Annotated in this window: 6 protein-coding genes and 1 pseudogene; 5 read left to right on the forward strand and 2 right to left on the reverse strand. The window is 63.3% G+C overall.

The annotated features are described in order from the left end of the window. Positions 1-17: 17 nt before the first annotated feature. The 4 genes and pseudogenes from asnB (at position 18) to VT85_RS17305 (ending at position 4742) form a co-directional block, all read left to right on the forward strand. Positions 18-1907 carry an asparagine synthase (glutamine-hydrolyzing) gene (gene asnB / locus VT85_RS17295; protein WP_068418020.1) on the forward strand — a complete coding sequence of 630 codons (1890 nt, stop codon included), beginning with the start codon at positions 18-20 and terminating at the stop codon, positions 1905-1907. A gap of 49 nt (positions 1908-1956) precedes the next feature. Then, positions 1957-3045: a non-hydrolyzing UDP-N-acetylglucosamine 2-epimerase gene (wecB, locus tag VT85_RS17300; protein WP_068418023.1), complete on the forward strand. Its 1089-nt coding sequence runs from the start codon at positions 1957-1959 to the stop codon at positions 3043-3045. 132 nt (positions 3046-3177) lie between these two features. Continuing rightward, positions 3178-3573 (forward strand): annotated as a pseudogene (locus VT85_RS30065) (transposase); the annotation flags it as partial. 20 nt (positions 3574-3593) lie between these two features. Then, positions 3594-4742 carry a hypothetical protein gene (locus VT85_RS17305; RefSeq protein ID WP_156512921.1) on the forward strand — a complete coding sequence of 383 codons (1149 nt, stop codon included), beginning with the start codon at positions 3594-3596 and terminating at the stop codon, positions 4740-4742. Positions 4743-5027: 285 nt separating this feature from the next. On the opposite strand, the gene VT85_RS17310 is transcribed toward VT85_RS17305, so the two are convergent. Continuing rightward, entirely contained in the window at positions 5028-8354 is a 3327-nt protein-coding gene (locus VT85_RS17310) for an Ig-like domain-containing protein (RefSeq protein WP_068418032.1), read from the reverse strand. 2632 nt (positions 8355-10986) lie between these two features. Here VT85_RS17310 and VT85_RS17315 point away from each other — a divergent pair. Next, positions 10987-11961 (forward strand): XrtA system polysaccharide deacetylase, encoded by a 975-nt coding sequence (locus VT85_RS17315; protein WP_197490831.1) that lies wholly within the window; start codon positions 10987-10989, stop codon positions 11959-11961. Positions 11962-12135: 174 nt separating this feature from the next. Here the strand turns inward: VT85_RS17315 and VT85_RS17320 are convergent, their stop codons facing one another. Then, entirely contained in the window at positions 12136-12918 is a 783-nt protein-coding gene (locus tag VT85_RS17320) for a choice-of-anchor M domain-containing protein (RefSeq protein ID WP_068418035.1), read from the reverse strand. Between the last annotated feature and the right edge of the window lie 73 nt (positions 12919-12991).

Genomic DNA, 12991 nt, shown 5'->3' on the forward strand with positions numbered 1-12991 from the left:
CGGGTGATCAAAGAATTATGTGTGGAATCGCGGGAATCCTCGGTCCTGACGTCGCCCTGGGCCAGCTCCAGAATATGGTGACCGCCCAGCGGCATCGCGGCCCTGACGACATGGGGATGGAAATGCTCCCCACGGGGAGTCCCGGCGTGGGGCTCGCGCTCGGCCACACGCGGCTCGCGATCCTGGATCTGAGCCCCGCCGGGCACCAGCCCATGCGGGATCCCGGATCCGATCGCCGTGTCGTCTATAACGGGGAGATCTACAACCACCTGGCGATCCGCAAAGAACTCGGCGTGGAATTTCGCTCCACTTGCGACACGGAAACCCTGCTCGCCGCTTACGGACGCTGGGGCCGGGATTGCGTCGAACGATTCCGGGGTATGTTCGCATTCGCGATCTGGGACCCTATCGAACAAGAGCTGTTCCTCTGCCGCGACCGGCTCGGAGTCAAACCCCTGTACTATGCGAAGACCGGGTCACGATTCCTCTTCGCCAGCGAGCTTCGGGCGATTCTCGAGTCGGGCCTCGTGCCGCGCAAGCTGGATCGAGACGGACTGGACGGCTACCTGGCCTTCGGCACCGTCCCCGAGCCGTTGACGATCATCAAGGACATTCGACTTCTCCCCGCAGGCTGCTGGATGCGCGTCTCACCGGTGGATGGCATTCGGGAGATCCGACGATACTGGTCGCCTCCCTATTCGACATCCTCGTCGAGTACAGGGACCGACTCGAGATCTCGAGACCTCCAGGGCGAATTTCGCAGCATCTTCGACGAAGCGGTCGAATGCCGCCTCCTCAGCGACGTCCCTCTCGCGGTCTTCCTGTCGGGGGGCATTGATTCCAGCGCGATCGTCGCCGCGCTCGCGCAGGCGAATCATCGTTCCGTTCGAACGCTTACCTTACATTTCACGGAACGCGGCTACGGGGAAGGTCCCTTCGCCGAGCAGGTCGCCGCCCGATTCAAGACTGATCACCAAACGCAGCCCATCACCTCGGATGATCTGCTGTCGGGATTCGACGACGCGCTCGCCGCTTGCGACCAGCCCAGCATCGACGGCGTCAACACGTACACGGTTTGTCGGCTGGCGCGGGAGGCGGGCCTGACCGTGGCGCTCTGCGGCCATGGAGGCGACGAATTGTTCGGCGGCTACGACAACTTTCGCCTCATTCCCAGGGTTCTTGGGTTCGCGGCCGTCCCGCGACCCCTCCGGAGACTGATGGGACGCACGCTCCAGACCCTGGCCCCGGCGCGGGTCTCGACTCAGAAGGCGGCCAGCCTGTTGCTGAGCCCGGTGGATGTCTACGAGACTTACGCGCTGGCGCGCGGCGTGTTCTGGGACGACGTCAGGAGCCGTCTGCTCGACCGACCGGAAGAGATGATCCCGGCGGCGCGGCATATCGAGTCGGCGGTTCCACCCGGAGAGCTCGCTGATGATCCGTTGAATCAGGTGTCTCAACTCGAACTCGGCTTCTATCTCCGCAATTCTCTGCTCCGGGACACGGACGTCTACAGTATGGTCCACGGCCTGGAGGTCCGACTCCCCCTGCTCGATCATCGCCTGGTCGAGTTTGCGGCCCCCTTGTCGGGCCGATCGAAGATGGCGCCGGGATCGCCCAAGCGATTGCTGGTCCAGGCGATGGGGTCGGATCTCCCTGCGGAGGTCGTCCGTCGCCGCAAGCAGGGATTCGTCATCCCTTATGAAGTCTGGATGCGAGGTTCGCTCAAGCCTCAACTGGATCAGACCTTACGCGACTCCGACGTCGCCGGCGGCCTCGGCTTGCGTCCGGATCGGGTTCGGGGAGTCTGGTCGGATTTCCTCGAAGGCTCGCGTCGGATCAACATGCAGCACCCGTTCGCGCTCTACGTCCTGCTGAGTTGGTGCTCTCGGCACGGGGTCGCCCTGTAGCCGTTTCACGGCTGCTCTGAGTCCCTCTTCGTCATTGAGAAACAGTCCCATGAAAATCGTGCTGGTCGCGGGCGCACGCCCCAACTTCATCAAGATCGCCCCTCTGATGAAGGAATTGCGAGGGCGGGACGCATTCGACGTCCGGTTGGTGCACACCGGACAGCACTACGACGAACGGATGAGCCGACTCTTCTTCGAAGAGTTGGAGATCCCCCGGCCCGACGTCGATCTGGGGGTAGGATCCGCCAGCCACGCCGTCCAGACGGCGGAAGTCATGAAGCGTTTCGAGCCGATCTTGCAGTCCGAGACGCCCGACGCGGTCGTCGTCGTGGGAGACGTGAATTCGACGCTGGCCTGCACCTTGACCGCCGCGAAGATGAACATCCCGGTGGCCCACGTCGAAGCGGGGCTTCGCAGTTTCGATCGGACCATGCCCGAGGAGATCAACCGGATCCTCACCGACGCGATCTCGACCTGGCTGTTCGTCAGCGAACGGAGCGGATTGGAGAATCTGCGACGTGATGGAATTCCTGAAGAACGGATCCACTTCGTCGGCAACGTCATGATCGACACGCTTGAGCAGCATCGTGCGACCAGCGAGCGCTCCAAGATCCTTCAAGGTCTTGAATTGCAAGGATCCGATTACGCCGTGCTGACCCTCCACCGCCCGGCGAGCGTGGACGATCCGACGGTCCTGAGCGGACTCATGGCGGCGGTCGGCAGGATATCCAAAGAGTTGCCGGTGGTCTTCCCCGTCCACCCAAGAACGGCGGCGATCCTACGTGGAGGCGGTCCCCACGGGACAGCGGGATCCGGCGACGGCCTGCGTCTGGTCGATCCGCTGGGATACCTGGACTTTCTGAAGCTGCTTTCGAACGCCCGATTCGTCATGACCGATTCGGGCGGGATTCAGGAGGAGACCACGGTGCTCGGCGTCCCCTGCCTCACGTTGAGGACGAGCACGGAACGACCGGCCACAATCTCGGAAGGGACGAACCAGCTCGTCGGCCTCGATCCCGATCACATCGTCGCGACGGCGATGGACGTTTTTCGACGCCCTAAATCCCCTCGGAAGATCCCCGAATTTTGGGATGGTCGAGCTTCCCGAAGGATCGCTGATATTCTGGAACACGCTTGAGAGAGCTTCGAGCCTCCTGGGAACCCGACGATCGAGGTTCGAGCGACCGTCCCGCAAGTAGCCCGGAGGGGGCGCCGAGCAGCGTAGGGGGGTGCGAATTCCACCTTCCGGAGCGACGTCACTGATGGGCAAGAGCACCTGCTCGGGCCGTTCATCCCCGTGTATCCCGGCGGGCGGCCCCGAAAGACCGACGTCCGCGAGGTCCTCGACGCGATCCTCTACATGCGCCCCGCCGGCTGCCAGCGGCGATCTCCGCCCGAAGGCTTCCCTCCGCGGAACACGGTCAGGAGATACTTCGACGAGTGGCCGTCGAACGGGACGCTGGACCGCATCCAGAACGCCTTCCTCCGCAAGGGCGGGCCAGGGAGGAGCCCGATCGGCCCGCGTCGACAGCCACTCGGACGCCACGAGCTCCGTCGGCGAAGAGCTGGGTCGGGACGACGCCAAGAATACAGAATGCGCAAGCTTCGATCGAGAGCAGGCGATGACATCGACGCATCGCGGCCGACCTTCCTCCTTGTTTCCTGAGCCGTCCTGGAGGCAGCGACATGCCTGTCACACACTCGGCGCGATTGATCGGCGCCCTCGCGGGTTTGATCCTCACCTTCGGTCTCGCCGTTGCGGCCCAAGAACCGAAGACCGTGGAGAAGATGATTCTCGCCTCCTACGACGGCGAGGACGTGCCACGGAACAAAGCGGGGGATCAATACCCCAATCAGGGAGCCTATAACCCAGGACGCGACGAGGGGGGGGAGGGAACGCTGAGCCTCGACGGCAGAAACTCGATCGCGGGAAAGAGCCTGCTCTTGCGGCTGACCAAGGGCAAGCTCTATTTGCAGTTCAATCCCTATCAATCGGTAACTCGTGAATTCGCACGTGACTACACCTCGAACCCAGCGGCCTGGCGATACGACACGTACAATAGACTTCGCTTCTGGATCAGGCTGCCGACGAATCATCCGTTCATGAGGAAGGACGCGGGATACAACATCGAATTCGGAACCTACGTCAAGACGATTGCGAACCCCGACAAGTACTCGGACGAAACGGGAGGGGGCCACTTCTATCACCAGGTGAACGCGCCGGCGACGGGATCCTGGACCCAAGTCATCATAAACATGAACCCTGACCACCGTCGAGGCGATGATGGACATGTCGACCGGGGAAGCCAGGCGCATCCGACCGGCGAGGGGAAATACAACTATTTCGACTGCCTCACTCGATTCTACATCAGCGAGCCCTATATCGCCCCGACCTCTTATCCGGCCGATTTCAGGATCGACGACATCGAGTTCTATCACGAGCCTTACGAGGAGAACGAGGATCAGGTCCGGGCCTTGACCGCGACCTATATCCCCGCGGCCGACCGCCTCATCGTGACGTGGAATCGTGCGAAGGCCGAAGACTCGGTGAGGCACGTGTTACGATACTCGTTCCAAAACATCCATCAGATCGGATGGAATTCTGCAACGCTCTGTCCTCGAGGTATCATCTTTCCATCCGACAAAGGCTTTGGGATGGTTTACAACACGTCTTCCCTGCCACTGAAGCAGAAATCGGTCGTCTACATTGCCATCAAGCCGGAAAACTCGAAGCTTTTCGCCCAGATCGAAGTTCCCTTGACGCGACAATCCTCGGGCCGCCCGCGCGCGAGGGAGGCGAACTCCAGCGCCGATTCGGCTCGGCGAGTCCCTTGAAGTGGGGAACCGAATCGGGGTTCAGCACCTCCGCGCTCTCGTCGATCGATTTCTCAACGCCTGACTTCCTCCGCCTGATCTCGGGCCCGGCCGGAACATTTTTCACGCGCTTGCACGACGAGACCGAGGCGGTGACAGGCTCCGAGCGGCCGGCGCGGCGATCGAGCTCAACTACGTGCCTCCCCTGATTCGGCTCGAAAATGAAAAGAGGCGAGCGGACACGTCGTTCGTGTCCGCTCGCCTTCCGGTTCACCGCATCGGGATGAGCATCCGAGCCTCGTCGGTTCAGCTCCGGATGGTGCTACTGCTCGTGGCGCCGGTCTGATCGTTGATCAGCCGCCGCGGCGTGATGCTCGACTCCTGAGAGACTTCCTGGTTGACCGCCTGCCGAACGAATCGACCACTCTGGGCCGGGCCTCGAGGGATGGCCGAGGTCTTGGTGGTGATGGTTGCGGCGGATGACGCGAAGGCCGTCCCTCCCGAATCGCCGGCGTTCGAAGCGAGATCGGCATTGGTGAATGCCATGATCGGCTGCTGAACGGTCGCGTCCTGTTGAGCCGAAGTCGAACCGCTGAGGGTCGAGAGATTGCTAGTACCGTCCATCAGGCCGGCGATCGATGCCGTGCTCGCCTTTCCGAACGAGGAGATCGGGATCGCGATCTGCGTGAAGAGGTCGGAATTCTGCGGCTTGATCGCAATGTAGACCATCGAATGCCCGGCGAGCGGCAAGGCGCTGGAATCGAAGACTCGTCCAGCGTACTCCGAGTAGTTCCTGGGGATCGATCCCCCGGGTGCGGGAGTCGCAGCGTCCCAGCCGGACTTGTGGATATCACTGAAGGAGTACCGCACCTCGTGGATGCTGGCATCCCCCCATCCGTTGTTCCAGGTCACCACGACGCGGTTGCTCCCCGGAACGTACGTGCCGGTCAGGGACTTGACCTGCTGGTCGTTCTCCTGGTAGGGGACGGTCATGAACTCGATGTTATCCACCAGATAGTCCGCAGGCAGGCGCTTCGGGTCCGCGTACGGCATATCGAGGTAGAACGAGGTCAGCGTGTCGAAGTAGTTATAAGTGTTCGCCGGATCTCCCCCCTTCACCGTCGGGTACTGCTGGGATCCGGGGTCTCCCGAAACGCCGCGAGAGTGGTCGGGATACATGTTGATGACGACCTGCGTCCACGCGCCCAGCGAAGGTATGTTGAGCTGGTGGTAGAAATGCCCCCCGCCCGTCTCCTGGGAGTAGGGATCTTCATTCGTGATCCGCTTGGTATAGGTGCCAAGCTCGACGTTCATGTTGCCGTTGGTCAGGTACTCCTGGGACAGTTCCGGCATCTTGACCCACATGACCATGCGGTTGTAGGTGTTGAATTCCCAGGCCGCCTTGTCGGACTTAGTCTCGCGGGCGAAGTTCCACTGCCCGCCGTCGTTGTTCCACCAGGCCAGGTAGAGGCGACCGGAGGTCATGTGGTTGAGCAGGCTCGACCCACTCACGGAGTCGCTGCTGTTGATGCTAAGGGTACCGTACCCCCCCTCGCCTGAACTATTGGGCGCCCCCTGCTCCGGGTACAGCCTGCCCCCGCCGAGCGGGTTCAGAGGCGCTGACGTCAGACCGTCGTAATCCTGGAAAGTGATGCTCTTTCCCGTCGACGGCGTCGGCGCGACGACGGCCGCGGTGGTGAAGGACCAGGAGGTCGCGGCCATCAGGTTGCCGGCGGCGTCCTTCGCCCCGGAGAGCGTGGCCGTGTAGGTCGTCGAGCCCGACAGGGCCGAGCTCGGCGTCAGCGTGGCCGTGCGGCTCGCCGCGTCGTAGGCGACCGTCGCCGCCACCGTGGCCCCCGAGGCCGACTTCAGCGCGAACGAGATCGTCCCGGCCTGGACCGCCTCGCTGAACGTGGCGGACACCTTCGAGCCGGCCGCCACCCCCGAGGAACCCGTGCCCGGCGTCCTCGACGTCACCGTCGGGGCCGTCTGGTCGGTGAGGATCGTCGCGGTGGTGAAGGACCAGGAGGTCGCGGCCATCAGGTTGCCGGCGGCGTCCTTCGCCCCGGAGAGCGTGGCCGTGTAGGTCGTCGAGCCCGACAGGGCCGAGCTCGGCGTCAGCGTGGCCGTGCGGCTCGCCGCGTCGTAGGCGACCGTCGCCGCCACCGTGGCCCCCGAGGCCGACTTCAGCGCGAACGAGATCGTCCCGGCCTGGACCGCCTCGCTGAACGTGGCGGACACCTTCGAGCCGGCCGCCACCCCCGAGGAACCCGTGCCCGGCGTCCTCGACGTCACCGTCGGAGCCGTCTTGTCGACGGCCGCGGTGGTGAAGGACCAGGAGGTCGCGGCCATCAGGTTGCCGGCGGCGTCCTTCGCCCCGGAGAGCGTGGCCGTGTAGGTCGTCGAGCCCGACAGGGCCGAGCTCGGCGTCAGCGTGGCCGTGCGGCTCGCCGCGTCGTAGGCGACCGTCGCCGCCACCGTGGCCCCCGAGGCCGACTTCAGCGCGAACGAGATCGTCCCGGCCTGGACCGCCTCGCTGAACGTGGCGGACACCTTCGAGCCGGCCGCCACCCCCGAGGAACCCGTGCCCGGCGTCCTCGACGTCACCGTCGGAGCCGTCTTGTCGACGGCCGCGGTTGTGAAGGACCAGGAGGTCGCGGCCATCAGGTTGCCGGCGGCGTCCTTCGCCCCGGAGAGCGTGGCCGTGTAGGTCGTCGAGCCCGACAGGGCCGAGCTCGGCGTCAGCGTGGCCGTGCGGCTCGCCGCGTCGTAGGCGACCGTCGCCGCCACCGTGGCCCCCGAGGCCGACTTCAGCGCGAACGAGATCGTCCCGGCCTGGACCGCCTCGCTGAACGTGGCGGACACCTTCGAGCCGGCCGCCACCCCCGAGGAACCCGTGCCCGGCGTCCTCGACGTCACCGTCGGGGCCGTCTGGTCGGTGAGGATCGGCGGCGTTTTGCCGATCGGAGTGGCCATGTCCTTCTTGATCTGCGACTGAGTCAGGGCCGTATCGTAAATCCGGACCTCGTCGATCAAGCCGTTGAAGTATCGACCCCAGTAGCTATCTCCGCCGATCTGCAGCGCGCCGTCGGTCGCCTTGATGGTCCCGGATCCCGCCGTCGTCGCGACTTGCGCGCCGTTGACGTAGAACCGCGTGGCCGCCCCATCAAAGGTCACCGCCAGGTGCGACCAGGAGTAGAGCGATATAGGCTTGGCGCCATAGGCGTTACGCGCCGAGCCACCTACAGTCGCCCCGCCCATCGGTTTCGCGTTAGAACTGGTCGTGGCCTGAAGATAATAGCTATTGTTGCCGTTCGATCCCTTGTAGATGACATCCTGCCAGGCGCTGTTCACAGTCGTCGGCAGGACCCAGGCCTCCAGCGTCATACCAGAGCTCAGCTTCAAAGAAGCCGAGTCCGGGACGGTGATCTGCGCGTCCTTACCGTTGAAGAACATCGAGGAACCGTACTTGCCCAGGAAGGTCCTGTTTGCATTGACGATCTCGCCGTCGTTCCCCTGCCCGGAGATATCAAGGACGGAGGAACTGCTGCGATCGTCGAAGCTGTAAGCGGCCACCAGGCCGACGGCCATAAGGCTTCGCTCTTCAAGAGCTTCGATCGAGATCTTGGTCATCCGCTGACGTCGCGACCTACGATCTGCAGAGAGCTTCGAGACCGGATTCGTCTGGATGCGAGACCCACTCTGAGGACGACTCATTGAGGAAGAACTCCGTGTGGAGAAGAAGAACCAAGGTCGGGCTGACGTCGCCCAGCCGATGCAAGCGACCGAAAATGGACTTCGTTGGAGAGAAAGAGGAAGCAAGGCGAAAAGGGTTGGACGCCGAGCTCGATCCATCGTGGCAATCGAACCGAATGGCGCATCGGCGTGACATCACTCGCCTCCCGGCACCGTCGCCGGAGAACCGCGAGGACCGCTAAGGGCTTGAGACGGGCGCAGGACGAGCCCGAGCTTGTTGCGTGTCGTTTCCTGATTCCATCACGGCGGCCCATCGATGGCGGTTAGCGCGACGCCCACGACCGGCGACCGCGATCCCCAACCTCAACCGCCCTCGGCGTCGAGGCCACATTTCACCACTGAAAATTCGGCTGGCAGACCAACGCCAGCCCTGGATCTCTTCACCGACCGCCGTCGTCCCTCGACGGAGCCTTGCGAGACGTCAAAAGTCGGACGCCACCGATGGTCGTCCTTGCACGTCCCCTCCGCGGGGGTCGCGCAGCAGGCCTTGAACTCAGTCTGGATGGGCGGCCCGGATGGGCGGCGAGGCTGACGCTGGCCGCTAACCAAACCGTGCCGCCGGCATGAGGATGTTCCTGGTGGACGATCGACGTCCTCGCGCATCAACGAGGATTGCGCGGTCCGAAGTCGCCTCTCCCGCGTTGGAGAGGCTGCGAGGCGATCTATCCCACTTCTCCGCTCCTGATCGGGTCGAGAATCTCGACGTCCCCTTCAAGATGACCTTCCCTTGCGTCGCCGAGGCCGGACCCTGGATCCAACTCGACTCCGCGCGGAAACCACTTCGAGTCCCCGACTCGCCCCCACCTCGCGTGACGGCTCCGGCTGGAACGGCCGGGTTTCAGGTCTTTCAACGATCACCGCCCGCGACGACGGGACGCCTCCATCACATCTCCAATATACTCGCTACATTCAGACGTCTGAATGGAACGGTAGTACGACGGGTGGTGCGTGTCAAAGCGCTCGGGATCAAAGGTCGGTACTCCATCCGCTCAAGCTTCCTGGAGGGCCTGGGAGAGTTTTGCATACAGAAGCGAACTCCCTCAGAAATTCCATGCATGGAAATCTTGGAGATCGGCGGAATTGGGGAATCGTGCACGAATCCCCGCAAAGCCGCGGCGACTCGAACGTTCATCGTATGTTTTATGCAAGGGTTCTTGGGTGCGTGCTGAGCGCCATGCCACATATGGCGATGGGACTCATCACGGATCGATTCAGGCGAGGAAATGTAGATCGCGGCTTTCGGTTGCTCTTCCGACTCCGAAGCATATCCGACTGCGCACCGCCCTGACAAGGTTCGCCGCGGAGAAAACCGAAAGAATCCATATGCCTTCAGCTGTGTATGATGGCAGATATGCTTAAAAACGACGTCCGGCGGCCTCGGACAGGGACCTGCTCTCCTTCCATCGGTCGGAAGCTTGCCGAAAACGACTTCAACGCGCAACAGCGCTTGCATATATGTTGACGTACTACATGACACGCGGCTTCCCGCGATCGGGGCCTCTCCCCGCAGCCGATCCTCGGCGCTACGGCTCGGGAGGGGGATTTCCAGCCCGTAGGCGACACGACTCTCGACGACGACGGTTGCGAATCGGAGCCCACGGCGCGGGACGGGCTCTGCTCACGACCTCCGCGAGCCTCCTTGCAACCAACAAGCCAAACAAAGCAATGCAATTTCTTGCTCGAAACAGCAGCCGAATCATCCGCGAGATGGCGTACCAGGGCTTAAAAGCAGTGGAATTCGCCGGGCCGTGTTGGAGGCGAGGCATGCACGGCTCAGCGATCAACCGGCCGATGACGGCGATGATTGAGCATTTCGAGAACCTCGAATCCGCGAAATCGAAGGCCGCATAACACGATCCGAGTCGGCCGGGCGGAGGATGAGAGCCCGATGGATCGTCGACTTCGCCATCCAAGCCGCGGTGAGGTCTTGCTTCTCGAACGACGTGGCGTGGATCCGGGGATGAACCGGGCCTTGCCGATCACGCGGGGATCACCGGTCAGGTCTGGGCGGGATCGAAGCGGTCCAGGCTCAGGTGAAGCCAGCCCCAGGCGTCTCGATCGCGACTCGGATTCCGTCAATCGGCCTGGGCGGCTTGCTCTGCTCCGTCACACGCCCCCTCGATCGCCAGTCGGCGGCGGCTGGACGGTGGCAGCATCACATCGCCATCGCAACCCATCTGCTACAGACTCAGCGACTCATCTTGATCGACCTCCTAACTACTCCAGCCGAATCCGGCGCTCCGCATCGTATGGTTGTGGAAACCCCGGGCCGCTGAGTTCGTAGGTCGAAGGGGGTCGTCGATGCAGGAGGCCGGTCCTCCTGGGGGGCTCGCACCGTTGACTCACGCCCTCTCGCAGTCGACGTCTCCATCAATCTGACCACGCCGGAGCGTTCAGACTCGACGAAAGTGGCCTTCACCTCGTCGTTGGGCTAGCCCGGGTCAAAGCCTTCGAGAAGCTCAGGGGGGCGTGGAGTTGCTTTCAACTGCACGCACGAAAGACAGGCTCGATGAACTCCACGAGAGCATTGAGGTCGACCAATCAGTCGTTGGATGGATGGTTCAGGTGGGTCAAGCCAATGCACTCGCATAGCGACGTTTCAGCGCCATTGATGACTTTAAGCTTCGATGTGGAGGAGCATTACCGCATCGAGGCCGCCTCCGGCATCGATGTCGACCTGAAACTTCAGGGCGATTATCGGGAGCGAATGAGGCTGGTCACGGAATGGATTCTTGAACAGCTTCACGAGCGGGAGATTCTCGCCACCTTCTTCGTGTTGGGACAAATCGCCGAGTCCAACCCGAAATTAGTGCGCTCGATCGCCGACGCCGGTCACGAGGTGGCCTGCCATGGCTGGGACCACCGGCGGATCCTCACCATGGATCGGCCGATGTTCTGGGAGGATATCCGCCGCAGCAAAGATGCCCTGGAGCAAGCCTCGGGTTCACGGGTGGTGGGTTACCGCGCGCCGACGTTCAGCATCGTGCGGAGGACGGCCTGGGCGATCGACGTGCTGGCGGAAGCCGGCATGTCCTATGATTCCTCGATCTACCCGATCCGTCATGACCGTTACGGCGTGCCGGACGCCCCCCAGCACCCGTTCGTGGTCCGGGGAGTGGAACGCGAGATCCTGGAGATCCCACCCGCGACGCTGCGGATGGGACGGCTCAACATCCCCGTCGGCGGCGGTGGGTATTTCCGACTCCTCCCCTACCCCGTCACCAGGCTGGCGCTTTCGCTCTCGCGTCGGGACCACCGATGCCGGGCCTCCATGATGTACTTCCACCCCTGGGAATTCGACCCCGGGCAGCCCTCGCTCCCATTGGGCGGAGCGAGCCGATTTCGCACGTATCACGGGATCGGCCGAGGGCGGCGGCGACTCGCCAGGCTGATGTCCGAGTTCTCGTTCATCCGGGGCGTCGACCTGGCATCGCAACTCGTCGCGAACTCCGACGATCTGCCGCGGTTCTCTCTCACGCGGTAAGGAACCACGCCGCGATTCAGCAAGCGGGGCGTCCCAGTGAAACGATCGAAGGAGATGGATGCGTCGAGGCCAGGCGCTTTTCACGCACGTCTCGATGAAGCGCGTTGCCCTGTCGGTTGACTCTTCTCGGCCCCGATCACAGGCGGATCGGGGCCGAGAAGCGTTTCGAACGCGTTACGAAAGGCGATGAGCGCGTCGGCGTCGAGCGGCGACCAGGCCGCCGGCGGTCATGGCGAGCCCGGCCATCATCAGCGAGCCGGGCTCAGGGACGGTCGGGGTGACAGGCGCGTCGCCCACCACGAATCGGAAGACCCCCGAAGCGGTCGCGGATCCGCCGCCGACGAGAACGCCCGCGGCCGAGAACGTCAGGTCGTAGATCCCTGCCGCCGTGAACCCGAGATTGAAGTGGTCGTGTCCGCCGGCGTAGAGGTCGACGAAGTCGGAAGCAGACAGGCCGTCCGCCGTATTGATCGACGGATTCGCCTGCGAGCCGTTCGAGAAGAGGACGAACTGGCCGCCCGTGCTGCTGAAGAAATCCGTCAACGTGAACGTCAGGGCGTCCCCAACGAAGACCCCGGGGTCGATCTCCTCGGCCCCGAAGCCGAGGAACGGTCGTGTTCCGGCCCCGGCGCTGGTCTGGGCGAGCACGTAGAGCGCGTTCCCCGCGAAGGGTGCGGGGAGCGACGTGTGTCCGATCGTCAGAACGGACTCGGGGACGATGACCGAGAGATCGGACGGGGATGCCGAAGCGCCGCCGCCGACCGGCGAGCCATTCACAACCGCGGTGCTCGACAGCTCATAGAAAAGGTGCAATCCCTCCGTCACCCCATAGCCGACGGCGAGGTCGGCGTGGCCCGCTCTGTAAAGGTTCGTGAAGTCCGCGGCCTGAGCGGAAGCAGCCGCGACGGCGACCAGAAATACGGTCGCGGAGGTCGTTTTGAAGAAGGCGAGTTTCATTTTCCTGTTCCTCTTTCAATGGGGGATGAATCTAAAGCGGCCTGAGCGCCGATCGTCGGGACGTCGGCCTCGG

This window comes from Planctomyces sp. SH-PL62 (genome assembly GCF_001610895.1).
Classification (GTDB): domain Bacteria; phylum Planctomycetota; class Planctomycetia; order Isosphaerales; family Isosphaeraceae; genus Paludisphaera.

What these genes read in the sequence shown, in the direction of transcription:
- asnB (WP_068418020.1), top strand. Translation starts at nt 18, where the DNA reads ATGTGTGGAATCGCGGGAATCCTCGGTCCTGACGTCGCCCTGGGCCAG.
- wecB (WP_068418023.1), top strand. Translation starts at nt 1,957, where the DNA reads ATGAAAATCGTGCTGGTCGCGGGCGCACGCCCCAACTTCATCAAGATC.
- VT85_RS17315 (WP_197490831.1), top strand. Translation starts at nt 10,987, where the DNA reads ATGAACTCCACGAGAGCATTGAGGTCGACCAATCAGTCGTTGGATGGA.
- VT85_RS17320 (WP_068418035.1), bottom strand. Translation starts at nt 12,918, where the DNA reads ATGAAACTCGCCTTCTTCAAAACGACCTCCGCGACCGTATTTCTGGTC.
- VT85_RS17310 (WP_068418032.1), bottom strand. Translation starts at nt 8,354, where the DNA reads ATGACCAAGATCTCGATCGAAGCTCTTGAAGAGCGAAGCCTTATGGCC.
- VT85_RS17305 (WP_156512921.1), top strand. Translation starts at nt 3,594, where the DNA reads ATGCCTGTCACACACTCGGCGCGATTGATCGGCGCCCTCGCGGGTTTG.